This is a genomic window from Magnetospirillum fulvum (assembly GCF_900108475.1).
Lineage (GTDB): Bacteria > Pseudomonadota > Alphaproteobacteria > Rhodospirillales > Magnetospirillaceae > Phaeospirillum > Phaeospirillum fulvum_A.
In genome coordinates, this window is record NZ_FNWO01000004.1 from 99,461 (window position 1) to 123,815 (window position 24,355).

The window sequence follows — 24,355 nt, forward strand, 5'->3', positions numbered from 1 at the left end:
GGGCGCAAGAGCCACCGAATCGCCACGGAAGGGATTGCGGCGGGGCCTGGGTTCGAGTGAGGATGCCCGGCTTGGAGCAACCGGGGGGATTGACGCGACGATGGATGCGGCGAAGATGGCGGAAATCGAGCGGCTGGCCGCTCAGTCCGAGGCGCTCTACCGCGCCGGACGCTTAAACGAGGCCGAGGCGGCCTGCCGCCGTCTGGCCGGTTGGCTGCCCGACCATCCGATGATCCATTACAATCTCGCCCGCGTGCAAAAGGATCGCGGCAAACTGGCGCCCGCCGCCGCCTCGTTGCGCCGCGCCGTCGCCCTGGCTCCCGAGATGGCCGAGGCCTGGCTCAATCTGGGGATGCTGCTGACCGAAAGCGGTCGTCTCGACGAGGCCGAGGCGGCGTTCACCTCTGGTCTGGCTGTCCGGCTCGAGATGTGGACCTTGTGGTCGGGGCTGGCCCGGATCCAGCTTGCCCGGGGACAGCGCGCCGCCGCCGCACTGACATTGCTCCGCGCCCTCGAGATCGCCCCCAATACTCCGGCGCTGCTGGTCAATCTCGGCAATCTGCGGCTGGAAGAGGGTCAGGTCGGCGAAGCGGCGGCGCTGTTCGAACAGGCGGTGGCGCTGGCCCCGTTGATGCCCGAAGCGCTGTTGGGAGCCGCCAACGCGGTGCGCCGCACGGGTGATCCGCTGGTCGCGCTGGACTATTACCGCCGCGCCGTCGCCGCCCGTCCCGGCGATCTTGCCCTGGCCGGACGGCTGGCCGAGGCGCGGCTCAGTCTGTGCGAGTGGGAGGGAGTCGAGCGTCTGCGCCCCGATCTGGTCGCCCCGGCGCTGGCTCAACCCGGATCGGTGATCGGGCCGATGCAGGCCCTGGCCTTGCCGCTGAGCCTCAGTCCGGCGGAGGGGCTGACGATCGCTCGCCGCCGTGCCGAACAGGTCGCTGCCGAGGCCAAGGCGCAGGGAGCGTCGCCCCGGATCAATCGGCCAGGGCCGCGCGACCGCCTCACCATCGGCTATCTGTCGGCCGACTTCCACGACCACCCGACCAGCCATCTGATGCGCGGCCTGTTTGCCGCCCATGACCGGGCGGCGGTGCGGGTGGCGGCGCTGTCGCTCGGTCCCGACGATAACAGCGCCTATCGCCGCGCCGTGCGCGAGGGCTCGGACCTGTTCCTCGATCTCGCCGCCCTGGACAATGGGGCCGCCGCCGCCGCGATTGCCGAGGCGGGAATCGACATCCTGGTCGATATCAACGTCCACACCCGGGGCAACCGGTTGGCGCTCACCGCCCTGCGCCCCGCGCCGCTGGCGGTCAATTGGCTGGGTCTGCCGGGGACCAGCGGCGCGTCCTTCATTGATTGGGCCATCGTCGATCGAATCGTCGCCCCGCCCGGAGCCGAGGCCGGGTTCTCGGAAAGCCTGCTGGTGTTGCCCCAGTGCTATCAGCCCAACGACCGCCTCCAGCCGATTGCCCCCGACGCGCCCGACCGCGCCGAATGCGGTCTGCCCGAAGGCGCCTTCGTGTTCTGCTGCTTCAATCAGGCTTACAAGATCGAGCCGGTGATGTTTAGCCGCTGGATGCGGATTCTCGACCGGGTGCCGGGATCGGTGCTGTGGCTGCTGGGCGAATCGGGCGCGGTCGAAGACAATCTGCGGCGCGAGGCGCAGGCTCGCGGGATCGACCCCGCCCGGCTGGTGTTTGCCACTCGCCAGCCCAAGCCCCGCCATCTGGCCCGGCATTGTCACGCCGATCTGGGGCTCGATACTTTGTTCTATAACGCCCACACCACCGCCAGCGACGCGCTGTGGGCCGGGCTGCCGCTGGTGACCGCGCCGGGAGCGACCTTTGCCGCTCGGGTCGGGGCCAGCGTGTTGACCGCGCTGGGCCTTACCGATCTGATTTGCCCCGACCTCGATGCCTATGAGGAAAAAGCGGTGGCGCTGGCAAGCGATCCGGCGGCGCTGGCCGCTGTGCGGGAGCGGCTGGCGGCGGCGCGTCTGACCCAGCCGCTGTTCGACACCGACCGCTTTGCCCGCGATCTCGAGCGCGGCTTCGCCCTGATCTGGGAGGCGGCGCGCACTGGACACCGTCCGCGCCGGCTGGAGGTTCCGGCCGGGTGAGAGCCTGACGCTATCCCCGCGCGACCGGCGAGCCCTCGCGGCTGCCCCATTCCGCCCACGAGCCGTCATAGACGGCGACTTCGTTGGCTCCGATCAGGTGCAGGCCGAGGGCGACGATACAGGCGGTGACGCCCGATCCGCAGCCGACCACGATCGGCCGCTTGGGGTCGATCCCGGCGGCGGCGAAACGGGCGCGCAGGGGGTCGAGCGGCAACAGGGTGTGGTTGACCTCGTCGATCAGGTCGGATGACGGGATATTGACCGCGCCGGGGATATGGCCCTGAAGCGGACAGGGGCGCGGCTCGGGCACTTCGCCCCGAAAGCGGGGAGCGGGGCGGGCGTCGATCACTTGCTCGTGCTGGCTCTCGACATTGGCCAGGACATGGTCGTAATCGCGCAGCAGCAGCCGGTTGAAGCGGGCGACGAAGTGGCGGGTGCGCGGCACCGGCGGCAGATCCTCGACCGGCCGCCCCTCGCGCCGCCATTTCGGCAGGCCACCGTCCAGCACCGAAATGTCGGTGTGGCCGAAGGTGCGGAACATCCACCACACCCGCGCCGAGGCGGCGAAATTGTTGGAATCGTAGACGACGACCCGGTTGCCGTTGCCCAGGCCCAGCTTGCGCACCTTGCTGGAGAATTTCTCGGGCGCGGGCAGCATGTGGGGCAGGCCCGACTCGGTGTCGGCGATGTCGTCGATATCGAAGAACACCGCGCCGGGAATGTGCTCGGCGTCGTATTCCTCGCGGGCGTTGCGGTTCTGCTTGGGGAGGAACCAACTGGCATCGACAACCCGAACATCGGGAGCGGCAAGGTGGTCGGCCAGCCAGTCGGTGCTGACCAGGGCGTCCGGGTTGGCGATGCTCATCGTCACGGTCTCCCCATGTCACTCGATCGGAGTTCGTTCCAGCCAGTCGGGGACGCGCAGGCCGCGTTCGCGCAAGAAGGCCGGGTTGAACAACTTGCTCTGGTAACGGGTACCATGATCGCACAGCACTGTCACTATCGTGTGGCCCGGCCCCAGCTTGCGGGCAACCCGGATCGCCGCCGCGACGTTGATTCCGGACGAGCCGCCGACCAGCAATCCTTCGTGTTCAGCCAGATCGAACACAGCGTCGAGCGCCTCGGCATCGCCGATCTGAAACTGATCGTCGATCGGGGCGTTGTCGAGATTGCGGGTGATGCGGCCCTGGCCGATTCCTTCGGTGATCGAGCTGCCCTCGGCACGAAGATGGCCGTGGGCGTAATATTCGTACAGCGCCGAGCCCATCGGGTCGGCCAGCACGATCTGCACCTCGGGCCGGTGTGCCTTCAGCGCCAGCCCGACCCCGGCCAGGGTGCCGCCGGTGCCGACCGCGCAGGTAAAGGCATCGACCCGGCCGCCGGTCTGGCGCCAGATTTCCTGCCCGGTGGTGGTGCGGTGGGCCTCGCGGTTGGCGGTGTTGTCGAACTGGTTGGCCCACACCGCGCCGTTCGGCTCGGTCGCGGCCAGTTCCCCCGCCAATCGCTCCGACACCCGGACGTAATTGCCCGGATTGAGGAAGGGCCGGGCCGGAACCAGCTTCAGTTCGGCCCCGGCCAGCCGCAGCATGTCGCGCTTTTCCTGGCTTTGGGTCTCGGGCATCACGATCAGGGTGCGATAGCCCAAGGCCCGCCCGATCAGGGCCAGCCCGATCCCGGTATTGCCGGCGGTGCCTTCGACGATGGTGCCACCCGGCTTCAGCCAGCCGCGCTTTTCGGCGTCGCGGATAATGCCGAGCGCGGCGCGGTCCTTGATCGAACCGCCGGGATTGAGGAATTCGGCCTTGGCCAGGATGTCGCAGCCGGTCGCTGCGGAGGCCCGCCGCAGCCGGATCAGCGGAGTCTCGCCGATGGCCCCGGCCAGCCCGTCACGAATTTCCGTCATGATTGTGTTGTTTCCTGAATTTTACGCACGAGCCAGTGTAGCTTTCGCGGCGGCGCGGTTCAAGCGCGAGAGAGGGTGGAGAAATTGTCTCGGTCCGCACCGGATTCGCCTGGTACGTGAAAAATGGATGCGGTGCGGTATAAGCATGGACATATCCTTTTGGAAAGGATAAAGCGGCTAGTCCGATAGTGCTGGAAATGTTTATATTGTATTTAAGAAGAGCCAGTCGAGCAGGAGAGGGTCAAGGTTTGGCGGATTCATCTGTCACGGCGCATCTTTATCCAAAATGGAATAGATCAATTTCAGTAGGTGACGCCAAGATCGACCGTGAACATGAAGAAATTTTTGACCAGATCGTCACGGTGGCCGGTTTTGTCGATAGCCACGACAATGCGTCCGTGCTGAGCGCGATCGACCGATTGCTGCTGCTGCTGGAACGGCATTTCCAGGACGAAGAACGCTTTTTCGCCGTCACCAGCTATCCCCACGCTCCCGCGCACAAGATCGAACACCGTGTCCTGCGCCACATGGCCCGCCATATTCGTGGCGCGGTCGAACTGTCGCGCGACGGGTCGTTCGTCGGCCTGTCCTTGCGTCATTTCGTTCAGGCGATGGTCGAGCACATCATCGAGATCGACCTTGGCTACCGCCCCTATCTCCACGAAGCGGAGTAAGAGATCAACGCGCTCTAGCTGAAGGCGGCTTCGGCCTCGGCTTCGCGGACGATGTCGATCAAGCGGAGCAGGATGTCGGGTTCCTGGGCTCCGGCCAGGGCGTATTGGCCGTCGAGGATCAGGCAGGGCACCCCATTCACGCCCAGACGGTGGGCGCGGGCATTGTCGGCCAGCACCGCCGCGCAGTCGGCCTCCGAGGCGAGGTACTCGAACGTCGCCTTGCGGTTCAGCCCGATCCTGGCCCCGATCTCGGCCAGCAGGCGGATGTCGCCGATATCCTGTCCCTCGCAGAAATAGGCGGCATAGATTGTCTCGACCGCCTCGGCCTCACGCCCGATCGACCCGGCATAGCGGATCAGCCGGTGCGAATCGAGGGCGTTGGGAGTGCGCCCGATCCGGTCAAAGGCAAAGGCGATCCCTTCGACCTCTCCGGCGGTGGCGACGGCGGCGTGCACCCGCTGCGCCCGGGCCGGGCCGCCGAACTTGCGGTCGAGATAGGAGCGGCGATCGACGCCTTCGGGCGGCAGGTCGGGATTGAGCAGAAACGGTCGCCACAGAATCGTCACCCGGCTGTCGGCCCGTTCCGCCAAGGCGCGTTCCAGTCGGCGTTTGCCGACATAGCACCAGGGACAGACGGTGTCGAAGACGTATTCGAGTCTCATGGCACCTGGAGTTCCTCGTCCAGCGCGGCCCCGGCGCGGGCGAACAGGCTGGCGCAATCGTCGTCGGAACGGGCGTTGGTACAGCCGACCTGAACCCAGATCCGCACCGGCTGATAGACGTCGGGAACGGCGAAGTCGGTATTCGACAATACCCCGGCGATGCGGTGCATCACCACTTCGGCCTCGGCCAGCGGGGTGTCGGGCAGCACCACGCAAAAGCGGTTGGTGGCGAACAAAGCGGTGGGGTCTTCGGCCCGCACCAGCCCGGTGATCCACTGACCAAGCTGACGGATCAGGTGGGCGGCGGCCTCGTCGCCGAAATGGTGGCGGACACCCTCGATGTTGGGGATGGAGAAGAACACCACCGCCAACGGGCGGCTCTGCGACCGCGCGATCTCCAGCCGTGTCCCCAGATAGGATTCGAGGAACGCCCGGTCATAGGTTCCGGTCAGCGGGTCGGCGGTGCGTTCGCCCAGGCTTTGGCCCAGGATGCCGCGAATACCCCAGCGTACTTTCTGGCGGCGGACCAGGGTCAGCACCGCCGCGCGCAGATGATCGGAATCGAGCGGCCGCTCCAGCACCCGGCTGGCACCGCGGCGATAGGCCCGCGCCGCAACCGAGGCATCCCCCGCGATCATCACGATCGGCAGATTGAACAGACGCGGATTGTGGCGGACCTGCGAGGCGAAGGCCAGTTCGGCTTCGCCCGACGCGGTCAGGATTGCTGCGTCGAACGGACGCTGTTCCAGCAGGCGTTCCGCTTCGTACAGGTCGGGGATCGCGGTGATGTCGGCGTCGGCGGACAACAGGGCGACGGCGTTGGCGGGATCGGCCCCGATTGCCAGCACGGTGGGGCGGATCGGGTCGATCGGCGGGATGAAGCGATCTACGGCGGTTCGTCCCCGCGTGGCGGCGGCGGCGGCGCGCAGCCGCAATTCGGCATGCATCGTCGCCAGCCGGATCAGCGGTTTCAGGCGGGCGAACAATTCGGGGTCGTCGGCATCGGGCGACAGGACTTCGTCCAGCCCTGCCGCCAGCGCCCGGAGCGCCAGTCCGGGATCGTTGGCGGAGGACAGCACCACCACCGGAATGTCGGCGCAGCCGGGATCGGCGCGGAAATCGGCCCCCACCGTCACCGGATCGCCATCGGCTTCGCCGACCAGGATCAGGTCGGGGCGGAGATGGCGGGCCAGATCGACCGGCCGGTCGCCGCCGTCGGCAAGGAAATATCCCGCCGCTTCCAGTCTGGACAGGACGGGGGCCAGGACAGTCCGGTCGGCATTCGCGACAAGAAGGGTGGCTAGGCGGTTCATTGGTCGCGGCCCCCGCAAGTTGACTGAAGGCACAGCATAATATGCTTTGGGTCCAACCCAAAGGATAAGTCCGCAGGCGTCCTCTCGCTTGGCCCGGTGCAGTCCCTGGACCCGGAAGAACGGTGGAGACGGAGCGTCAGTGGATCGGGTCGTCGCCGTCGGGTCGGCGGGCCACCACGCCCGACCAGCCCAAGCCGGGACAGTCCGGGCGGTCGGTCGAGCGGGCATAGCCGAACAAAATGCCATGCCGGTCGGCGAACCATCCGGCGGGTGCAAGCGGGGTGGGTAGCGCAAAGGTCTCGCCCGCGTCTTCGGACGGCCCCGAGGCGGCGATCACCCGGTCGGCCCGGTCGAGCAGCAGACATCGCACGCCGATTTCGCCGCCGCGCTGGCGGGCCCGGCGCAGGAGCTGGGCGGATTGTCCGTCCCAATCGAAGAACAGGACGAGGAGCCCGAGTGGGGGAGCGGTCGGGTCGGCCGACGGGATCGCGGCGGCGAACGGCAGCGCCGTCGCTCCGCCCAACCGTGGCTCGGCGGCGATCTCGGCGGTGGCAACGACGCCGGGGCCACTCGCCAGCGCGGCGCGGAACCAGGGTTGGGTCGCGACGTCGATCCCGGTCAGTCCGGGATGGCGGTCGGGGCGGCCGGTGGCGACGACGATGCCGTCGGCATTGGCGATCCACAAATCGAGATAGAGGGGGCGGTCGGCGATCAACCGCGTCAGCCGTGTCGTCGCAGCGGCGGCGACCGTCGCCGGACCGGTCAGACATGCGGCGACCACCGGTTCGGCTGCCCAGCGGCGGGCATCGTCGATCCGGTCGGCCACCGCGCGGTCGAGCAGATCGACCATGCCCTGAGCCAGCCCCGACAGCCGGGTGCCGAGCATCTGCCGCTCGATCGACTGACCCAGCCGCAGGGCGATGTCGGACGTGCCGGACGGGGCGGGGCGGTTCGGCAGCGAAGCGGGAGTATCGGTCGGGCCGATCGCGGGTGGATCGGTCGAGTGGTCCTGGTTCGCCATGGCGTCGCGCCCCCTGCTTATTTTTTTAGCCGTATTTATATAAAGATCAATGTATGGGCAGAAGGGCTGTTCCCGCAAGAGGCTCATTAGGTCAATGGTTGCGCGCGTTCGCCGCGAGAGGGGGCGGAGTCTGGCGGCATCGAGGCGGCGGGGAGGGCCTTCTCGGCGGCGCGTTTCTTATCCAGAATGGCGCGGATATGGCCCAGTTCGCGCCCCATCCGGCGGATGTCGTGCAACAGGGTCTCCATCACCAGGATCACCAGTTCGGGCGTCTTGCCCAACTGGGCTTGCAGCGCCGCCATCGGGATCACCAGACAGACGGTGTCTTCGATCGCGCGGGCGGCGGCCATCCGCGGCTCGCCGTCGATCAGGGCCATCTCGCCGAACACCCCGCTCGCGCCGATCCGGCCCAGTTCGACCTCGTGCTCGCCCACCTGCTTGAAGATTGATACCGCGCCGGATTCGACGACATAGGCGACGTCGCCCGGATCGCCCTCGGCGAAGATCAGGTCGCCCGGGACAAAGCGGCGGCGGCCGTTCCGGTCGGGCGGCGGCGCGGCGGCGCGGCGTGGGGCCGCCGAAGGGGTGGTGAGCATCCGGATCGGCCCACCAGCGGGTTGAACCAGCGGAGCCGGGCGGGGCAGGGGCGGCGCAACCCGGCGGTCGGTCTGGCCGGGCGGCGGCAGAGCCAGCGAGCGGCGGTCGGGTCCGGTGTAATCGGGGGTCTGGACGAAGGCGCGGGGATTGACCAGCACGTTGCGGACCCGGCGGAACAGCGATTCGGTCGAAAGCGGCTTGACCAGGAATTCGGTGACCCCGGCATTGCGGGACAGAACCACCGTCTCGCGCGAGGATTCGGCCGAGACCATGATGATCGCGACGTCGATGCAACCGACGGATTCGCCGCCCCGCACCGCGCGGGTAAAGTCGATTCCGTTCATCGGGCTGAGATTGTGGGCGACGATCACCAGATGAACCGTTTCGCGTCCGAGCAGGTCGAGGGCGGCCGGGCCGTCGTTGGCTTCGTGGATCGTGCGGACGCCAAAGGAATGCAACGCCGTCTTGATGAAGGACCGGGCATAGCGGTTGTCATCAATCACCAGCGCGACGATCGGACCAAGGTCGACGTCGATATCAATGTCCAAGGAGCGGGTCCTCCGGCCGTGGGCGGGCGGGTTTTCAGCGTACCTCCGCTACCGTTCCGTGCCAAGGCCCGAAAAAGTCGTGGGGCTATCGGGGCGGCAAGGTTGCCCGAGCGGTACCGGGGCGGATATGAATGCCCCCACAGAAAAGACAGGAGCCCGGTGATGGACGACGTTTCCCGCTTGCCGATCGGTATTTTCGATTCCGGCGTCGGCGGTCTGACCGTGCTCAAGGCGGTGCGCGAGCGCCTGCCCGACGAATCCTTGATCTATCTGGGCGACACCGCCCGGCTGCCCTATGGCACCAAAAGCGCCCAGACCGTCGCCGCCTATGCACTGGAGGCGTCGCGGCGGCTGGTTTCGTTTGGGATCAAACTGTTGCTGGTGGCCGATAACACCTCGTCGGCCCACGCGCTTGATGCGTTGCGGGCCGAATTCCCCGGTCTGCCGGTGATCGGGGTGGTCGAGCCGGGAGCCGCCGCTGCCGCCGCCGCCTCGGCGCGGGGACGGATCGTCGTTGCCGCGACCGAAAGTACCATCCAGGCCGGAATCTATCCCCGCGCCATTCTCCATTCCCGCCCCAACGCGCTGGTGACGGCGCTGCCCTGTCCGCTGTTCGTCCCGATGGTCGAAGAAGGGCTGACCGACGGGCCGATTGCCGAGCAGATCGCCCGCCATTATCTCGACCCGCTGTTTTCCGGTCCCGATGCCGCCGATTGCCTGCTGTCGGGCTGCACCCATTTCCCGGCGCTGGCCGGGCTGTTCAGCCGTCTGCTCGGACCCGAGGTCGCGGTGGTCGATTCCGCCTCGACCACCGCGATGGTGGTCGAGGATTTGCTGGCACTCAGGCGGCTGGCCAATCATTCCGGCCGTCCCGGCACGATCCGTACCCTGGTGACCGACGCACCCGAGCGCTTTGCCCGGGTGGCGCGGGTGTTCGTGCCGTGGGAGATCGACGCTGCCGAGGTCGAGACGATCGACCTCGTTTAGGGTCTTCAGGCCGTCTTCGGCCGCACCCCCAGAATGTGGCAGATCGCATAGACCAGATCGGCGCGGTTCAGGGTGTAGAAGTGGAACAGATCGACGCCTGCCGCCGACAGGATGCGGCATTGCTGGGCGGCGACGGTGGCGGCGACGAGACGGCGGGTTTCGGGATCGTCGTCGAGACCGGCGAACAGGTCGGCCAGCCAATCCGGCACCCCGGCCCCGCAGGCGGCGGAGAAGCGCTGCACCTGGGCGAAATTGGTCACCGGCAGGATGCCGGGGGCGACCGGAACCGTGATCCCGGCGGCGGCGCAACGGTCGCGGAAGCGCAGGAACACGGCGGGATCGAAGAAATACTGGCTGATGGCGCGGGTCGCCCCGGCATCAACCTTGCGCTTCAGATTGTCGAGGTCGAAATCGGCCGAAGGCGCGTCGGGGTGGGTCTCGGGATAGGCCGCGACCGAAATCTCGAAATCGGCGATCCGCTTCAGTCCGGCGACCATATCGACGGCATAGGCATAGCCCTGGGGATGCGGCTGGTAGGGCTGGCCGTCGGGCATGTCGCCGCGCAGGGCGACGATGTGGCGAATCCCCTCGTCCCAATAGCGCCGGGCGATATCATCGACCTCGCCCCGCGAATGGCCGACGCAGGTCAGGTGCGCGGCGGGCTTCAGGCTGGTCTCGTGGGCAATGCGCGAGACGATCTCGTGAGTCCGGTCGCGGGTGCCGCCGCCGGCGCCATAGGTCACCGAGACGAAGTCGGGCGACAGCGGTACGAGCCGCTGCACCGCTTCCCACAGCGAGTCCAGCATCTTGTCGGTCTTGGGCGGAAAGAACTCGAACGAAACGCTGACCGGGCGGTGCGCGGCGGCGGCGATCGGCAGTTCGACAGAGGATACGGGATTCACGCGGAGACTCCTCGCTGTTGTTTGCCGGCGGTCCAGACCATGACCGTCAGCGACTGGCCGGGCAGGCGGGTGATCGGGCCGGGTTCCAGTCCGGCGGCGGCGAACCACCCCGCGACTTCGGCGTCGGAAAAGCCAAGCCGACGGTGAGCATGGCGGTCGCGCAGAACTTCCAGTTCATGCGGGGCGAAATCGACGATTGCCATCAATCCGCCGGGGGCAAGGATGCGGGCCGCCTCGGCCACGACACGGGCCGGTTCGGCGGCGTAATGCAGCACCTGATGGATGGTGACGGCGTCGGCGGACAGATCGGGCAGGGGAAGCTGGGTGATGTCGCCCTGGCGGACCATGCAATGGCTGAGACCGGCGCGGTCGAGATTGGCGCGAGCCACCGCCAGCATCTCGCGCGACAGGTCGATGCCGACGGCGTGATCGACCCGAGAGGCGAGCAATTCCAGCACCCGCCCGGTTCCTGTGCCGAGATCGACCAGTTCATGGCGGCGGCGGTCGCCAAAGGCAGCCAGCAGCGCCGCCTCGACCTCGGCCTCATCGACGTGAAGGGAGCGCATCCGGTCCCAGCGCGAGGCGTTGGCGCTGAAATAGCTTTGTGCCTTTTCCGCCCGCGCGGTGCGGGTTTCGGCCAGACGCTGGCGGTCGAGCGCCAGGGTCGGATCGTCGGCGGGGAGCAGGTCGAGCAGGTGATGGGCCAGCGCCGCGCCGATTCCCCGTGCCGCCAGCCGGTGGAACACCCAGGCACCTTCGGGGAAACGGTCGACCAGACCGGCATCGCACATCAGTTTCAGGTGACGCGACACCCGCGGCTGGCTCTGGCCGAGAATGCGGGTCAGTTCGGTGACGGTGAGGTCGCCTTCGGCCAGGACGTGCAGCAACCGCAACCGGGTCGGTTCGGCGGCGGCGCGTAATCCGGTCAGCAACGTGTCCACCCGCCCTCCCTTTCACTCAGAAACATATAAACATATCTTTATACGATGTGAGCGACGGCGTCCAGGTTTATGCAAGGGGTGGTGGGGGAGCGGAAAAAGAAAAGCCGCATCGCTCCGTTGGCGGAGAACGATGCGGCTTGGGGCGATCGGTTGCGCTTACGCGGCGGCGCGGCGGATCGTATCGACGATGTCGGCGGTGATGGTGTCGATCAAGGCCGGGTCTTCGCCCTCGGCCATCACCCGGATCAAGGGCTCGGTGCCCGACTTGCGGATCAGCAGGCGGCCCTGGCCGACCAGCTTCGCCTCGCCCGCCGCGATCGCCGACTTGACCGACGTTTCGGCCAGGATGTCGGCGGCAACCCGTCCTTCGACCCGGACGTTGCGGAGCAATTGCGGCAGCGGTTCGAACAGCCGCAGCATCTCGCTGGCCTGACGACCCGAGCGGACCAGCGCCGCCAGCACCTGCAACGCCGCGACCAGCCCGTCGCCGGTGGTGGAATGGTCGGACAAGATGATGTGGCCGGATTGTTCGCCGCCGACATTGAAGCCGTCGCGGCGCATCTGTTCGAGCACATAGCGGTCGCCGACCTGGGTCCGGGCTAGGGTCAGCCCGCGCGAGGTCAGGAAGCGTTCCAGCCCCAGATTCGACATCACGGTGGCGACGACGCCGCCGCCCTGCAACTGACCGGATTGCTGCCAAAGATCACCGATCAGAGCCATCAACTGGTCGCCATCGACTTCGCGGCCAGTCTCGTCGCACAGCACGACCCGGTCGGCGTCGCCGTCGAGCGCGATGCCCAGATCGGCCCCGTGAGTGACGACCTGTTCGCCGAGCGCGGTGGTGTGGAGTGAGCCGCACTCACGATTGATGTTGAAGCCATCAGGCGTCACCGCCATCGGCACCACTTCGGCGCCCAATTCCCACAGCACGGTGGGGGCGACCTTGTAGGCGGCTCCGTTGGCGCAATCGACGACGATCTTCAGGCCGTCCAGACGCAGCCCGCGCGGGAAGGTGGTCTTGGCATATTCGATATAGCGCCCGGCGGCATCGTCGAGACGCCGGGCGCGGCCGAGCAGATCGGGAGCGACGCGGAATTCCTCGGACCCGTTCGACATCCGCGCCTCGATGGTGCGCTCGTCCTCGTCGGACAGCTTGAAGCCATCGGGGCCGAACAACTTGATCCCGTTATCCTGATAGGGATTGTGCGAGGCCGAGATCATCACGCCCAGATCGGCGCGCAAGCTGCGGGCCAGCATCGCCACCGCCGGAGTCGGCAGCGGCCCGAGCAGGACGACGTCCATCCCCACCGAGACAAAGCCCGCCGTCAGCGCCGGTTCAAGCAGATAGCCCGACAGGCGGGTATCCTTGCCGATCACGACGATATGGCGGTGGTCGCCGCGGGTGAAATGGCTTCCGGCGGCCATGCCCAGCCGCAACGCGGTCTCGGCGGTCATCGGTTCGGTATTGGCGGTTCCCCGCACCCCGTCGGTGCCGAACAGCTTGCGCGTCATGGGGCTGCCTTCCTTCGTAATTATAAAGCCGTATTGATTAGCGCGCGGGACGGCGGAAGGGAAGCGGGGAGTGTGATACTTCCTCCCTGGGGTAGAAAATAAGTCTATAACTATCAACCTATGACCACCCGGTTACCCTCGGTCACCTCTCCGGTATCACCCTGTTACAGAACAGGCGCAGGATCCGGCCCGTCCCCCCCCCGACCCCACACCATTTCATCTGGAGTTGTCCTCATGACCTTGTCCCCACCACCCCCGACCGGTTTCGATGGCTGGCTGCGCCGGTACGCCACCCAAAGCACCGCCGCGATCGGTCTGGTCGTCGGTATTTCCGGGATCATCCTGTTCTTTCATCTGGCGCGCGGTCCGGTCGAATCGGCGCATGAATGGCTGGGGCTGTTGTTCGTCGCCATCGCCCTGATGCATGTGGTCCGCCATCGCCGGGGCTTTGTCACGATGATCCGCGAGCGCCGTCAGCAGGTTCTGTTCGCCGCAGCCGCGCTGGGCTTCGCCGCGTTCCTGCTGGCTCCGTCGGACGGACCCGACCCGCGCCACCGCCTGATCGGTCTGGCGATGGAGGCCCCGCTGGCCCGTCTTGCCCCGCTGGCCGGGATCGTCCCTGAAGAGGCGCAGCGTCGCCTCGTCGCTGCCGGGATCGTGGTGACCCATTCCGGCCAGTCGCTGGCCGGGATCGCCGCGATCAACCATGTCGATCCGGGGCAATTGCTGGCTCTGGTGCTGGGCGAGCCGTCCGAGCCGCGCTCCGCTCCCGCCGAGGAATAGGGCCCCCACCCTCTTTCCCGTCATGCGCGGGCCTGACCCGCGCATCAACCGATTGCGGTTTAAGTCGTTGCCATAGAACGATTCCCATACCGACGCAGATGGCCGTGTCAAGCACGGCCATGACGTATTGGACCAGACGCTACGGCAAGAGGGTCAGCCGTTGACGTCGCAGGGCTGGCGGTACAGCCGCAACGTCTTGCACAGCTTGCGGGCTTCGTCGCGGCTTTTGATCGGCCCGGCGACGACCTGCCAGCGGGTGCCCTTCTTTGGCAGTTCGACCTGGAAGATGCTGGCTTCCATCCCGCCCAGTTCCTCGGGGAACTTGGCCTTGATCCTGGCCCAGCCGGTGCGGGCGGCGTCCTCGCTTTTCAAGGTGGCGAGGATCACCCCGATCCCGGCGGGCGAGGCGCTCGCAGCCTTGGCCCGGCCACTACCCTGGGTCTGACGCAGCGCCGAGGCCGGGGCCGAGCCGCCCAGTCCGTCCAACTGGCGTTCGATCGCGGCCCGTTCGCCGCGGGCTTCGTCGGCCGAGATCAGTCCGGAGGCGCGCAGCCGTTCGGCGCGGCCGACGGCGGCGGCTCCCTCCATCACGCCCTTGACCGGCAGCGGCGGCAGATCGAGTTGGCGCGGCGTCGCGGGCAGCAGGGCGTCCAGGATCGTCGTCCGCTCGGCGGCATGTTCGGCCGGACTGATGGCGCGGGTTTCCAGCGATTGGGTCAGCGCCTTCAGCCGGTCAAGCACCTGGGAATCGCCGGGGGCGGGACGGTCCAGCCCCAACGCCGGGGGGGTGGTGGTGCCATAGGGCAGCAACGCCCCCAGATTGGCGGCACGGCGGCGGGAATATTCATCGGGAGTGATCAGCCCCTCGTCGAGCAGCCGCTTCAGCAGGCGGAAGCGGCTGACGATATTGGCTTCGCCGCCGGTCGGGCCGACGGCGGGGCCGGGAAGCCCGCTGGCGTCGAGTTGCTGGGCCTGGACCGGGCCGCGACTGCCGACAGCCGGGGACTGCGGTTCTCCGGCCAGGGTGTCGAGATCGGGCATCCGCCCCGATTGCGCGGCGGAGCGGGGGATATAGCGTCCGCTGAGGCGATCGACGACGACCAGATTGGCCTGGGCGATGTCGATCAGACTGCGGATCTGGGGCATCCCCTGGACGGTGGTGGTCAGGGTGGCCTGGGGCCGGTTGGCGATCAGCGCCTCGTAATATTGGCGGGCGAGGTCGAAGCGGCCGGTCGATTGATAGACCATGCCCGCGACATACAGGGCGTAGGGGTCGCGCGGATTGATCCGGAGCGCCAACAGGGCGTGGCGCTCGGCCTCGGTCATTTCGCTGCGGGTCAGGGCGTTCAGCGCCTGCGATGTCTGGCTGCCGTTATCGACAAGAAGGCGGATGTCGTCGGCGACCTCGTGCGGCTGGGTGAAAGCGCCACAGGCCGCCAGCGTTCCGGTCGCCAGCGCGGCCAGGACGATGGGGGCGAAGCGTCCCGTTTTCATTGTTCCCGACCTCGCAAGTCAAGCATCCGGCCATCGTCATCAATGGCGGGACCAATCCTCCCATACATCGCGGGGTCACTCAAGTCCCTGGCTGACTTAGCTAATCCGGGTGTCAGGGAAAGTTCATGCGTCGAAGGAGCGACCGGGCGTTGGCGCGGGGGGTGGGGGCTGTTATCATCGCTCCTGACCAGTCAACGGGATATCCGATGGACGGACGCGAGATCGAATTGAAGCTGGGAATGTCTCCCGATGACATCGCCCTGTTGTCGTTGAGCCCGCCTTGGTCGTCGGAGGGCGAGGCTCCCCCCCCGCCGCGCCGGTTGGCCTCGATCTATTTTGACACGCCGGATTTCACCCTGGCCGCCTCGGGCGTTTCGGTGCGGGTGCGCTGGACCGGCGACGGGCTGGTCCAGACCGTCAAGGTTTCGGGAAACGGCGGGGCCGGTCTGTTCGACCGTCCCGAATGGGAACAGCAACTCGAACGCCCGGTGCCCGATCCCGGCCATCTGCGTGCGACCGGCTTGGCCGTGTTCGCCGATGACAGGCTGATCGGGCAATTGGAGCCGGTTTTTTCGACTCAGGTTAACCGCACGATCTTTCGTCTGGGCGGGATTGAGCACGGGTGGGAGGTCGAAGCGGCGCTCGACCAGGGCGAAGTGGTTGCCGGGTCGTTGTCCGAGCCGATCTGCGAGGTCGAACTGGAACTGGTCCGGGGCTCGCCCGACCGGCTGTTTCGGCTGGCCCGGCAAGTGCTGGACACCGTTCCGGCCCGGCCGCTGTCGATCAGCAAGTCGGAAAGGGGGGTCAAATTGGCGACCGGAGATACCAACCGCCCCGTCAAGGCGCGGGTTCCCCTGATCCGACCGGACCTGACGGCGGCGGCGGCGTTCCAGACCATCGCCCGGTCCTGCCTCGATCACCTGCTGGTCAACGAACGCTGCCTGCTGGCGACCGGCGATGCCGAGGCGATTCACCAGATGCGGGTGGCGCTCCGTCGGCTGCGTTCGGCGGTGCGGGTGTTCCGCACGCTGGTCGCTTCGCCCCGCTTGGCCGAGGTCAAGAACGACCTGCGCTGGTTGCTGGAGCGGTTGGGACCGGCCCGCGATGCCGAAGTCTTTTTGTCCGACATCATCGACCCGGTCGTTCAGGATTATCCGGACGATCCCGGTTTGACCGCCCTGCGCGATTATTGGCGCAGCGACCGCGACGCCCGGCTCGACGCCGCCGTGAGCGCGGTGCGTGACCGCCGTTTCGCCGCGTTGGTGCTTGATCTCACCGCCTGGGTCGAGGCGGGCGACTGGCTGGGCGCGCCGGGCGAGCCGCTGCGGCGCAAGCTGGAGGCGCCGATTGGGCCGTTCGCGCTGCGGCGGCTGGGCAAGACCACCCGGCGGATGCTGCGCCAGGGCGGCGACAGCCTCAGCCGTCTGACCCCCGAGGAGCGTCACGCCGTCCGGATCCTGTGCAAGCAGACCCGCTATACCGCCGAATTCTTTGCCGCCCTGGTGCCGCGCAAGCAGATGAAGGTGTTCCTGGGCGAACTGGCCGAGGTGCAGGACGCGCTGGGCCATCTCAACGACATCGCCGTTGCCGCCCCCAAGCTGGCCGCCGGTTCCAATGGCAGCGGCCGCCATGCCCGCGCCGCCGGGCTGGTCTCCGGATGGCACACCGCCCGACAGGCGGGGATGCTGGCCGAGGCCGAACGCGCCTGGAAGCGGGTGCGCGCCCGCGATCTGCCGTGGAGCGAGGAGTGAGCGGGGCGGTGGTGCCGCTGCGGGTCGAAATCGCGTCGCGCGCCGAGGGGTATGCCGCACTGGCGACGGCGCAGATGCTGGATCGGCCGCTTTGTCTGGAAAGTCCCGCCGCCGCCGCCGGATGGTACGGGATCGGCTGGTGGCAGGCTTTGGCCGAGGATATCGCCGCCGAAGCGGGCGGAGTTCCGGTCGAGGCGGTGCTTGATTGCGGCAGTGCCCCCGGTCTGGCCCTCGCCGCCTTGCGGGCGGGATGCCGTTTTGTCCGGCTTGATGCCGGACCGGCGGCTCTGGCGGCGGTAACCGCCATCGCCGCCGCGTTGGGGGGCAAGGTGCTGCCCCCCTGGCCGGAGCGCGATCAGTTCGCGGCGGGAGCCGGAGCGGTCGGCGTGGCCGGAGCGGCCGGAGAGGTCGGAGCAATGGTCTCGACCTTGGGCTGAGGCTTGGCGGCGGCTTCGCCCGCCTTGCCGTCCTCGTGACCCTTCTTGTCGGTCTTGTGGGCCTTGGCCTTGGCGTGCTCGTCCTTGGCGGCGTTGATCTTGCCTTTTTCCTTGGTCGCAGGGTCGGACTTCATGGCGTCGGCCTTGCCGGGCTGCATCGTCGCCGGGACGTCGGTGGCCGGGGCGGGCTGGGCCATCGCCGCGACCGGCAGCAGCGAGGCGGCGATGAAAGCGGCGGCGACGAAACGGGTGGCATTCATGACGGAAAGTCCTTCGTCCTTGGTGTTTCGAACCGGTGGCCGGGTTGGCCGTTCGGTGAGAAGGACTGTCGCTCTTGCGTATGGCAACAAAAGGGACGAATTGTGCTCGTTTCAGGGCGGCGGGTTGCCACGACGCCGCCATCCGTGCTTCAACTTGTCTCTCCCCCTCCCGAACCCCCACGAGGTCCGCCATTCCTCCCCGCCAAAGCCGCCTCTATCTGATCACCCCCCCGGTCATCGAAGCTCCGAAACAATGGGTTGCCACCCTGGAACAGACGCTCGATGCCGGTGACGTCGCCTGTCTTCAGATCCGCGCCAAGGGTCTCGACGACGATTCCCTGGCCCGGCTGGTCGATGTGCTGCGCCCGCCTGCACAGCGGCGCGGTGTCGCTGTCCTGCTCAACGACCGTCCCGATCTCGCCTTTGAAACCGGCTGCGACGGCGTCCATATCGGTCAGGGCGACATGCCCTATGCCCAGGCGCGCGCGGCGGTGGGGCCGGACGGCATCATCGGTGTCACCTGTCACGATTCCCGCCATCTGGCGATGGAAGCGGGCGAGGCCGGGGCCGATTACGTCGCGTTCGGTGCGTTCTTCCCGACCGAGACCAAGGAAGCGCCGACGCGGGCCGACGTCGATCTGCTGTATTGGTGGAGCGAATTGTTCACCGTTCCCTGTGTTGCGATCGGCGGCATCACCGTCGAGAATTGCCGCCCGCTGGTCGAGGCCGGAACCGACTTCCTCGCGGTCTCGGGTGGGGTCTGGAACCACCCCGACGGCCCGGCGGCGGCCGTCGCCGCCTTTAACCGGATTCTGACGGAGAAATGAGGATGCGGCGGGTCTGCGTGTTCTGCGGCTCCAGCTTCGGTGCCCGCCCGGCCTATGCCGAGGCGGCGCGCGCGCTGGGTCGCCTGCTGGCCGAGCGGGAGCTTGAGCTGGTCTATGGCGGTGGCAATGTCGGGCTGATGGGTGCGGTCGCCGATGCGGTGCTCGATGCCGGGGGTCGGGCGATCGGGGTGATCCCCGATGCGATGGTGACCCACGAGGTCGCCCATACCGGCCTGAGCGAACTCCATGTCGTCGATACGATGCATGCGCGCAAGGCGATGATGGCCGATCTGGCCGACGGCTTTGTCGCGATGCCGGGCGGGATCGGCACCCTGGACGAATTGTTCGAGATCTGGAGCTGGAGCCAGTTGGGCATCCATGCCAAGCCGCTCGGCTTCCTTGATGTCGAGGGCTATTACAGCCATCTCCAGGTGTTTCTCGACCATGTCGCCGCCGAGGGATTCATGCGCGAACGCCATCGGGCGATGGTCGCGGTCGAGGCCGATCCGGTCGGGCTGCTGGCGGCGATGGGAGGCTTCGAAGCGCCCGAAACGATCTGGGATCACGAGGTCGGCAAGCGGTAGAGCAACGCGGCCCACCGCCTCGATCGGAATAATTTTAATTAAAATCAACGCACTGCGCTCGATGTGATTCATTTGTTACTAACAGCGGTTGCGGTACCATCGTCTGTCGGGGCCGCTATAATGCCGACCGCCTGACCGGACGGACCGGGCATTTTTCGCGCCGGGTCCGGCGGGCCTTTCCGGCGGACGGCTGATTGCTTGGCAGATGGTCACCTTTTCCGATCTCGACGTCGCGTTCCAGGCGATCGTCAACATTCACTCGGGTCAATGCTTTGGCCACGAAGTGCTGGTGCGCGGGTGGGAGCGCCTGGGCTTCGCGTCGGCCCAGGATCTGTTGTCGGCGGCGGCGGCGGCCGGGCGGTTGCCTGAACTCGAGATAGCGATCCGAACCCTGGTCGCCGAACGGGCCGCCGGTCATCCGGTGTTGACCGGGGCGGCGCTGTTCCTCAATTTCGATCCCCGCGCCGCCGCCGCGCTCGACAAGGTGATGGAGGCGACCCGGACCTTGTTGCAGCCCGGCTTCGCCCACATCGTCACCGAGATTTCCGGCCTGCCCGAAGGCGGCAGCGGACCGGCTCTCTATCCCCCCGCCAAGATGCGCCGCGAGGGCGGGATGGTTGCGGTCGATCGCTTTGGCGGTTCGGCGGATTCGTTCAACCTGCTGATCAGTTGCGATCCCGATTTCATCAAGATCGACCGTGCCTTCATTCGCGGTATCGAGTCCGAGGCGCGCAAGCGGGTGGTGCTGGCCCAGTTGATCGGGATGGCCCATACCCTGGGTATCGAGGTGATCGCGGTCGGGGTCGAGACCGGGCGCGAACTGACCGTCTGCCGCGAATTGGGGCTCGATCTGGTCCAGGGCTTTTACATCGCCCCGCCCGAGACCGATCCGGCGGCGCTGTCGGGGCTGTATTCCCGGCTCGAAGGGCTGGCCCAGCAAGACCGCAGGCGGCGTCAGATCGACCAGCGCTGGGTGACGCAGCAGATGGATCAGGTGCCCGCGATCATCAACGACGCCCCGATCCGCGACATGTTCGACCGCTTTGCCCGCGACCGCAACACCACCTATGTCCCGGTGGTCGATCGTTCCGGGCGGCCGCTGGGCATCGTGCGGGAAGGCGACCTCAAGAACTACGCTTATTCGGCGTTCGGCAAGGATCTGATCGCCAACAAGGCGCTGGGGCGCAAATTGCAGGATTTCGTCGTCCGCTGCCCGATTGCCGACATCGCAACGCCGCTCGATCAGATGCTGGCGATCTATGCCGCGATCGAGGATGCCGAGGGCATTCTGATCACCGAGCACATGATCTATCACGGCTTTCTCACCGCCCGGTCGCTGATCCGGGCGATGCACGAAAAGACGTTGGCCCGCGCCCGCGACGAAAACCCGCTGACCAAGCTGCCCGGCAATGTCGTGATCGAGGAATATGTCGCCGACTGCACCGCCTCGGGCGAGGGCGCGGTGCTGGCCTATATTGATTTCGATAATTTCAAGCCGTTCAACGACACCTACGGCTTTCGCCAGGGCGACCGCGCCATTTTGTTGTTCGCCGAACTGTGCCGCAAGACCGCCGTGCCGGGCCGCTGGTTCGTCGGCCATATCGGCGGCGACGATTTCTTTGTCGCGATCCAGGGGGCCGACAAAGCCGAAGCCTATGAGGCGATCGGCGGGCTGATCGCCCGCTTTGCCTCGGACGCCGAGAGCTTCTACGACCACGACGCCCGCGCCCGGCGCTGCATCATCGCCCAGGACCGCGACGGCAACACCAAACGCTTCCCGCTGCTGTCGGCCAGCGCGGTGCTGGCGGTGCTGCCGCCCGGATGCCGCACCGTCAGCACCGACGAACTATCCTCGGCGATCGCGCTGTACAAAAAGGCGGCGAAAAGCGCTCCGGACAAGCTGGTGTCGGTGCTGCTGCCCCATGTTCCCGCGATGGAGCCGGCATGATCGCGGCGACGGGACGAACCTGGGCGGGATGGCGGCGGGCGCTGTGCGCGCTGTTGATTTCGCTGTGCGGGCTGCCTGCGGCGGCGGCTGAGCCGGTCGGCTTTGCCTTGCTGTCGTCCCGGCCCCAGGCCGAGAGCGAGGCGGCGTGGCAGCCGCTGCTCGACCGGCTGTCCCAGCGGCTGGGAAGCCCGGTCGTGGTCCATTGGTATCCCGATTATGCCGGGGCGATCTGGGGTATCCGCAGCGGCCGCGACAAGCTCGGCTATTTCGGCAACAAATCGGCGATCGAGGCGGTCGATAAGGCCGGGGCCGAAGTCTTCGCCGCCCAGACCGGCCCGAGCGGGCTTGGCTATTACCATTCCCTGTTGATCGTCGCCCGGACCGCCCCGTTCGACAGCGCCGAGGCGGTAATCGCTGGGGCAGCGGCGCTGACGCTGGGAATCGGCGATCCCAACTCGACCTCGGGCACCGTGGTGCCGTTCCATTACCTGTTCCGCACCCGCGGGCTCGATCCCCGCGCTTTGTTCCGGCGGGTGGTGGCGGGGCATCACCCCGACAACATCGCCGGGGTGGCCGCCGGGCGGTTGGACGCCGCGACGGTGTCGAGCGAGATTCTCGACCATGTCGCCGCGACCCGGCCCGACCTTGCCGGACGGGTCCGCGAAGTGTGGCGCTCGCCGCCGATTCCGGCCAACCCGTTGATCTGGCGCAAGGATTTGCCGGACTCCGACAAAAACGCGATCCGGGGCTTCTTTCTTCAGTTGGGCTCTGCCGCTCCGGCCAAATCCGCCGTCGATCTGGCGGCGGAGCGGCGCGCGCTCGACCGGCTGGAACTGGGCGGCTTTGCCGCTACCGACGACAATCATCTGGTCCCGGTGCGGCGACTTGATCTGCTCGAAAGCCGCTGGCGGCTGGAGCATGAGGGAGGTCCCGGCGCCTCGGTGCATCGGGCGGCGCGACTGGCCGAAATCGAGCGCCGTCTGATCGACCTGGACCGCCACCGCGATATCGCCACCGACACCAACCCCCTTCGGACCGAATAAGGAGAAGCGCCGGTGACCATCTCCTTCCCCCGCGGCATCGGAACGAAATTGCTGCTGATCGTGCTGCCCGGCATGCTGGTCGGCACCGTGGCGATGTTTCTCGCCTTCGAGCGGATCGACGAGCGCGGGCGGATGGCCGCGCTGCAATTGCGACTGGACAATTTCGCGATCACCCTGGCGGCGGCGCTGGTCAAGCCGATGTGGGAGTTCGACGATACGACGGTCGAGCGGCTGTTCGCCGCGACGGCGGACGTGCCCGAATTGCTCGAAGCCCGGCTGGTCTATGCCGACGAGACCGTACTGGCCATCGCGCGCGGCCACCGGGCCGATCCCGGCTTTGTCACCACCCTGCACAAGTCGATGGATCTGGTCCAGAAAAGTCCGACGGGCGACGTCACCGTCGGTCGGCTGGAGGTCGCCTTTCACGACGGGCTGGTTCAGGAGGAAATCCACAGTCAGCGCGCCGGGGGCCTGCTGGTGCTGGTCGGCAGCTTTCTTCTGCTGGGGGGCGCGACCCTGATCGCGGTGCGGCGGATCGTTGCCCAGCCGCTCAGCCGTCTGCGCGACTCGCTCTACCGCAACGCCTCGACCCTGACCCGCGAACCGCTGGTCTGGCAGGCCCGCGACGAATTGGGCGAGGTGGTCGGCGCCTATAACCAGTTGCTGGCCGAGATCGACCAGCACAATCGCGACATCCATCACCTCGCCTATCACGATCCGCTGACCAATCTGCCTAACCGCCAGTTGCTCGAAGACCGGCTGGGCCACGCCATCGCCGTCGCCGAGCGCCACCAGCGCCAGATCGCGGTTTTGTTCGCCGACATCGACAATTTCAAGGTCGTCAACGATACGCTGGGGCACAAGCAAGGCGACCGCCTGCTCAACACCGTCGCCGAGCGGATCGCCGCGACGGTGCGCGGGATGGACACCGTTGCCCGTTGGGGCGGCGACGAGTTCGTTCTGGTGCTCGAGACGATTTCCTCGCCCGGCGAGGCCGCCAGCGTCGCCGAGAAGCTGATCGAGGCGGTCGGCGTTCCGGTCGCGCTCAACACCACCTTGATCCGGATCGGGGTGTCGATCGGGATCAGCCTCTATCCCCAGGACGGGCGCGACGTCACCACCCTCATCAAGAACGCCGACATGGCGCTGTTCGAGGCGAAGGGGCGCGGCCGCAACACCTTCCACTTCTTCGATCAGGCGATGAACAACCGGGCGCTGCGGCGGCTCGACATCGCGGTGGCGCTGCGCCACGCCATCGCCCAGGACCAGCTTGAACTCTATTACCAGCCCAAGGTCGATACCCGCAGCGGCGCGATTGTCGGAGCCGAGGCGCTGGTCCGCTGGCGGCGTCCGGGCGAGGGGATCATTCCCCCCGGCGACTTCATTCCCCAGGCCGAGGAAAGCGACCTGATCGTCGCCGTCGGCGAATGGGTGATGCGCCGCGCCTGCGCCCAGGTGTTGTCATGGCGGCAGCAGGGATTCGGCGACATTCCGGTCGCGGTCAATCTGTCGCCGCGCCATTTCCAGCGCGAGCGCGATATCGACCGGATCATTGCCCTGGTCGAGGAAGCGGGCATCCCGCCGTCTCTGATCGAGATCGAGGTGACCGAATCGACGGTGATGCGCGACCCCGATCTGGCCATCGCGCTGTTGTGGCGACTGCGCGACCATGGTTTTGGCATCGCCATCGACGATTTCGGCAGCGGCTATTCCAACCTGTCCTATCTGCGCCGTCTGCCGATCCGGACCTTGAAGATCGACCGCGCCTTCGTCGCCGACATCGACCAGGGCAAGGACGGGGCCGAGATCGTCCGGGCGATCATCGCGATGGCCAATGCGTTGGGGCTGGGTCTGGTCGCCGAGGGGGTCGAGACCGAGGCCCAGCTTCGCTTCCTGCGCGATGCCGATTGCGCCGTGGCCCAGGGCTATTATTTCTCGCGTCCGCTGCCGGTTGCCGAGTTCGAGCCGCTGCTGCGTCCCAGCGAGCCGCCCGTTTTCGCCGCCCGTCCGATCCTGGCCCGTCCCCTTGCCGCGCTGACATAAGCAACC

Annotated in this window: 22 protein-coding genes; 11 read left to right on the forward strand and 11 right to left on the reverse strand. The window is 67.2% G+C overall.

Translation table 11 applies throughout. The features are described 5' to 3' along the window. Window positions 1-100: 100 nt before the first annotated feature. Window positions 101-2,119, forward strand: a complete 2,019-nt coding sequence (locus tag BLW40_RS06070) for an O-linked N-acetylglucosamine transferase, SPINDLY family protein (RefSeq protein ID WP_083386651.1) — start codon at window positions 101-103, stop codon at window positions 2,117-2,119. Window positions 2,120-2,129: 10 nt separating this feature from the next. Here the strand turns inward: BLW40_RS06070 and sseA are convergent, their stop codons facing one another. Then, entirely contained in the window at window positions 2,130-2,984 is an 855-nt protein-coding gene (gene sseA, locus BLW40_RS06075; RefSeq protein ID WP_074766572.1) for a 3-mercaptopyruvate sulfurtransferase, read from the reverse strand. Between the two features lie 18 nt (window positions 2,985-3,002). Continuing rightward, entirely contained in the window at window positions 3,003-4,022 is a 1,020-nt protein-coding gene (locus BLW40_RS06080; RefSeq protein WP_074766573.1) for a cysteine synthase A, read from the reverse strand. A 197-nt stretch (window positions 4,023-4,219) separates the two neighbouring features. Here BLW40_RS06080 and BLW40_RS06085 point away from each other — a divergent pair, with 197 nt between their 5' ends. Continuing rightward, window positions 4,220-4,696: a bacteriohemerythrin gene (locus BLW40_RS06085; protein WP_244511077.1), complete on the forward strand. Its 477-nt coding sequence runs from the start codon at window positions 4,220-4,222 to the stop codon at window positions 4,694-4,696. 14 nt (window positions 4,697-4,710) lie between these two features. Here the strand turns inward: BLW40_RS06085 and BLW40_RS06090 are convergent, their stop codons facing one another. From BLW40_RS06090 to BLW40_RS06105, 4 genes are all read right to left on the reverse strand, one after another. Continuing rightward, window positions 4,711-5,358: a DsbA family oxidoreductase gene (locus tag BLW40_RS06090; RefSeq protein ID WP_074766575.1), complete on the reverse strand. Its 648-nt coding sequence runs from the start codon at window positions 5,356-5,358 to the stop codon at window positions 4,711-4,713. Further along, window positions 5,355-6,671: a diguanylate cyclase domain-containing protein gene (locus BLW40_RS06095; protein ID WP_074766577.1), complete on the reverse strand. Its 1,317-nt coding sequence runs from the start codon at window positions 6,669-6,671 to the stop codon at window positions 5,355-5,357. Before BLW40_RS06095 ends, BLW40_RS06090 begins: the two co-directional genes overlap by 4 nt. A gap of 136 nt (window positions 6,672-6,807) precedes the next feature. Then, window positions 6,808-7,692, reverse strand: a complete 885-nt coding sequence (locus BLW40_RS06100; protein WP_074766579.1) for a cache domain-containing protein — start codon at window positions 7,690-7,692, stop codon at window positions 6,808-6,810. Between the two features lie 86 nt (window positions 7,693-7,778). Further along, complete coding sequence (locus tag BLW40_RS06105) at window positions 7,779-8,837, reverse strand: cyclic nucleotide-binding domain-containing protein (RefSeq protein WP_074766581.1); 1,059 nt, start codon at window positions 8,835-8,837, stop codon at window positions 7,779-7,781. Between the two features lie 162 nt (window positions 8,838-8,999). Here BLW40_RS06105 and murI point away from each other — a divergent pair, with 162 nt between their 5' ends. Next, a complete protein-coding gene (murI, locus tag BLW40_RS06110) occupies window positions 9,000-9,824 on the forward strand; it encodes a glutamate racemase (RefSeq protein WP_074766583.1) in 825 nt (274 codons plus the stop codon). A 5-nt stretch (window positions 9,825-9,829) separates the two neighbouring features. Here the strand turns inward: murI and metF are convergent, their stop codons facing one another. The 3 genes from metF to glmM all read right to left on the reverse strand — a co-directional run bounded on the left by metF (window position 9,830) and on the right by glmM (window position 13,179). Continuing rightward, window positions 9,830-10,726 carry a methylenetetrahydrofolate reductase gene (gene metF, locus BLW40_RS06115; RefSeq protein WP_083386653.1) on the reverse strand — a complete coding sequence of 299 codons (897 nt, stop codon included), beginning with the start codon at window positions 10,724-10,726 and terminating at the stop codon, window positions 9,830-9,832. Then, on the reverse strand, window positions 10,723-11,667 hold the full coding sequence (locus BLW40_RS06120) for an ArsR/SmtB family transcription factor (RefSeq protein WP_074766584.1): 945 nt from the start codon (window positions 11,665-11,667) through the stop codon (window positions 10,723-10,725). Before BLW40_RS06120 ends, metF begins: the two co-directional genes overlap by 4 nt. 156 nt (window positions 11,668-11,823) lie before the next feature. After that, entirely contained in the window at window positions 11,824-13,179 is a 1,356-nt protein-coding gene (glmM, locus tag BLW40_RS06125; RefSeq protein ID WP_074766586.1) for a phosphoglucosamine mutase, read from the reverse strand. A 234-nt stretch (window positions 13,180-13,413) separates the two neighbouring features. Here glmM and BLW40_RS06130 point away from each other — a divergent pair, with 234 nt between their 5' ends. Next, the gene (locus BLW40_RS06130; RefSeq protein WP_074766588.1) at window positions 13,414-13,962 is read left to right on the forward strand and encodes a DUF4405 domain-containing protein; all 549 of its coding nucleotides are present in this window, start codon (window positions 13,414-13,416) and stop codon (window positions 13,960-13,962) included. 153 nt (window positions 13,963-14,115) lie between these two features. Here the strand turns inward: BLW40_RS06130 and BLW40_RS06135 are convergent, their stop codons facing one another. Continuing rightward, window positions 14,116-15,456 carry an SPOR domain-containing protein gene (locus BLW40_RS06135; RefSeq protein WP_074766591.1) on the reverse strand — a complete coding sequence of 447 codons (1,341 nt, stop codon included), beginning with the start codon at window positions 15,454-15,456 and terminating at the stop codon, window positions 14,116-14,118. Between the two features lie 206 nt (window positions 15,457-15,662). On the opposite strand from BLW40_RS06135, the gene BLW40_RS06140 reads away from it, so the two are divergent. Together BLW40_RS06140 and BLW40_RS17355 are read left to right on the forward strand one after the other, a co-directional pair. Further along, window positions 15,663-17,207, forward strand: a complete 1,545-nt coding sequence (locus BLW40_RS06140; protein ID WP_074766593.1) for a CYTH and CHAD domain-containing protein — start codon at window positions 15,663-15,665, stop codon at window positions 17,205-17,207. Beyond that, on the forward strand, window positions 17,204-17,644 hold the full coding sequence (locus tag BLW40_RS17355; RefSeq protein WP_074766595.1) for a hypothetical protein: 441 nt from the start codon (window positions 17,204-17,206) through the stop codon (window positions 17,642-17,644). The genes BLW40_RS06140 and BLW40_RS17355 overlap by 4 nt, the downstream gene beginning before the upstream one ends. Here BLW40_RS17355 and BLW40_RS06150 read toward each other — a convergent pair. Then, window positions 17,563-17,904, reverse strand: a complete 342-nt coding sequence (locus BLW40_RS06150) for a hypothetical protein (RefSeq protein WP_074766598.1) — start codon at window positions 17,902-17,904, stop codon at window positions 17,563-17,565. The two genes, BLW40_RS17355 and BLW40_RS06150, sit on opposite strands and share 82 nt — an antisense overlap. A gap of 74 nt (window positions 17,905-17,978) precedes the next feature. On the opposite strand from BLW40_RS06150, the gene thiE reads away from it, so the two are divergent. The 5 genes from thiE (at window position 17,979) to BLW40_RS06175 (ending at window position 24,349) form a co-directional block, all read left to right on the forward strand. Next, the gene (thiE, locus tag BLW40_RS06155; RefSeq protein WP_244511072.1) at window positions 17,979-18,731 is read left to right on the forward strand and encodes a thiamine phosphate synthase; all 753 of its coding nucleotides are present in this window, start codon (window positions 17,979-17,981) and stop codon (window positions 18,729-18,731) included. A gap of 2 nt (window positions 18,732-18,733) precedes the next feature. Then, a complete protein-coding gene (locus tag BLW40_RS06160) occupies window positions 18,734-19,315 on the forward strand; it encodes an LOG family protein (protein ID WP_074766600.1) in 582 nt (193 codons plus the stop codon). A gap of 205 nt (window positions 19,316-19,520) precedes the next feature. After that, window positions 19,521-21,263 (forward strand): bifunctional diguanylate cyclase/phosphodiesterase, encoded by a 1,743-nt coding sequence (locus BLW40_RS06165; RefSeq protein WP_074766602.1) that lies wholly within the window; start codon window positions 19,521-19,523, stop codon window positions 21,261-21,263. Then, on the forward strand, window positions 21,260-22,306 hold the full coding sequence (gene phnD / locus BLW40_RS06170; protein WP_083386655.1) for a phosphate/phosphite/phosphonate ABC transporter substrate-binding protein: 1,047 nt from the start codon (window positions 21,260-21,262) through the stop codon (window positions 22,304-22,306). The genes BLW40_RS06165 and phnD overlap by 4 nt, the downstream gene beginning before the upstream one ends. A 12-nt stretch (window positions 22,307-22,318) precedes the next feature. After that, window positions 22,319-24,349: a putative bifunctional diguanylate cyclase/phosphodiesterase gene (locus BLW40_RS06175; RefSeq protein ID WP_074766604.1), complete on the forward strand. Its 2,031-nt coding sequence runs from the start codon at window positions 22,319-22,321 to the stop codon at window positions 24,347-24,349. The last annotated feature ends 6 nt before the right edge of the window (window positions 24,350-24,355 follow it).

Coding starts and splice junctions, on each gene's coding strand:
- BLW40_RS06095 (WP_074766577.1), bottom strand. CDS start 6,671: ATGAACCGCCTAGCCACCCTTCTTGTCGCGAATGCCGACCGGACTGTC.
- BLW40_RS06080 (WP_074766573.1), bottom strand. CDS start 4,022: ATGACGGAAATTCGTGACGGGCTGGCCGGGGCCATCGGCGAGACTCCG.
- BLW40_RS06070 (WP_083386651.1), top strand. CDS start 101: ATGGATGCGGCGAAGATGGCGGAAATCGAGCGGCTGGCCGCTCAGTCC.
- sseA (WP_074766572.1), bottom strand. CDS start 2,984: ATGAGCATCGCCAACCCGGACGCCCTGGTCAGCACCGACTGGCTGGCC.
- glmM (WP_074766586.1), bottom strand. CDS start 13,179: ATGACGCGCAAGCTGTTCGGCACCGACGGGGTGCGGGGAACCGCCAAT.
- BLW40_RS06160 (WP_074766600.1), top strand. CDS start 18,734: ATGCGGCGGGTCTGCGTGTTCTGCGGCTCCAGCTTCGGTGCCCGCCCG.
- BLW40_RS06135 (WP_074766591.1), bottom strand. CDS start 15,456: ATGAAAACGGGACGCTTCGCCCCCATCGTCCTGGCCGCGCTGGCGACC.
- BLW40_RS06150 (WP_074766598.1), bottom strand. CDS start 17,904: ATGAATGCCACCCGTTTCGTCGCCGCCGCTTTCATCGCCGCCTCGCTG.
- BLW40_RS06100 (WP_074766579.1), bottom strand. CDS start 7,692: ATGGCGAACCAGGACCACTCGACCGATCCACCCGCGATCGGCCCGACC.
- BLW40_RS06090 (WP_074766575.1), bottom strand. CDS start 5,358: ATGAGACTCGAATACGTCTTCGACACCGTCTGTCCCTGGTGCTATGTC.
- phnD (WP_083386655.1), top strand. CDS start 21,260: ATGATCGCGGCGACGGGACGAACCTGGGCGGGATGGCGGCGGGCGCTG.
- murI (WP_074766583.1), top strand. CDS start 9,000: ATGGACGACGTTTCCCGCTTGCCGATCGGTATTTTCGATTCCGGCGTC.
- BLW40_RS06130 (WP_074766588.1), top strand. CDS start 13,414: ATGACCTTGTCCCCACCACCCCCGACCGGTTTCGATGGCTGGCTGCGC.
- BLW40_RS06165 (WP_074766602.1), top strand. CDS start 19,521: ATGGTCACCTTTTCCGATCTCGACGTCGCGTTCCAGGCGATCGTCAAC.
- BLW40_RS06140 (WP_074766593.1), top strand. CDS start 15,663: ATGGACGGACGCGAGATCGAATTGAAGCTGGGAATGTCTCCCGATGAC.
- BLW40_RS06085 (WP_244511077.1), top strand. CDS start 4,220: ATGTTTATATTGTATTTAAGAAGAGCCAGTCGAGCAGGAGAGGGTCAA.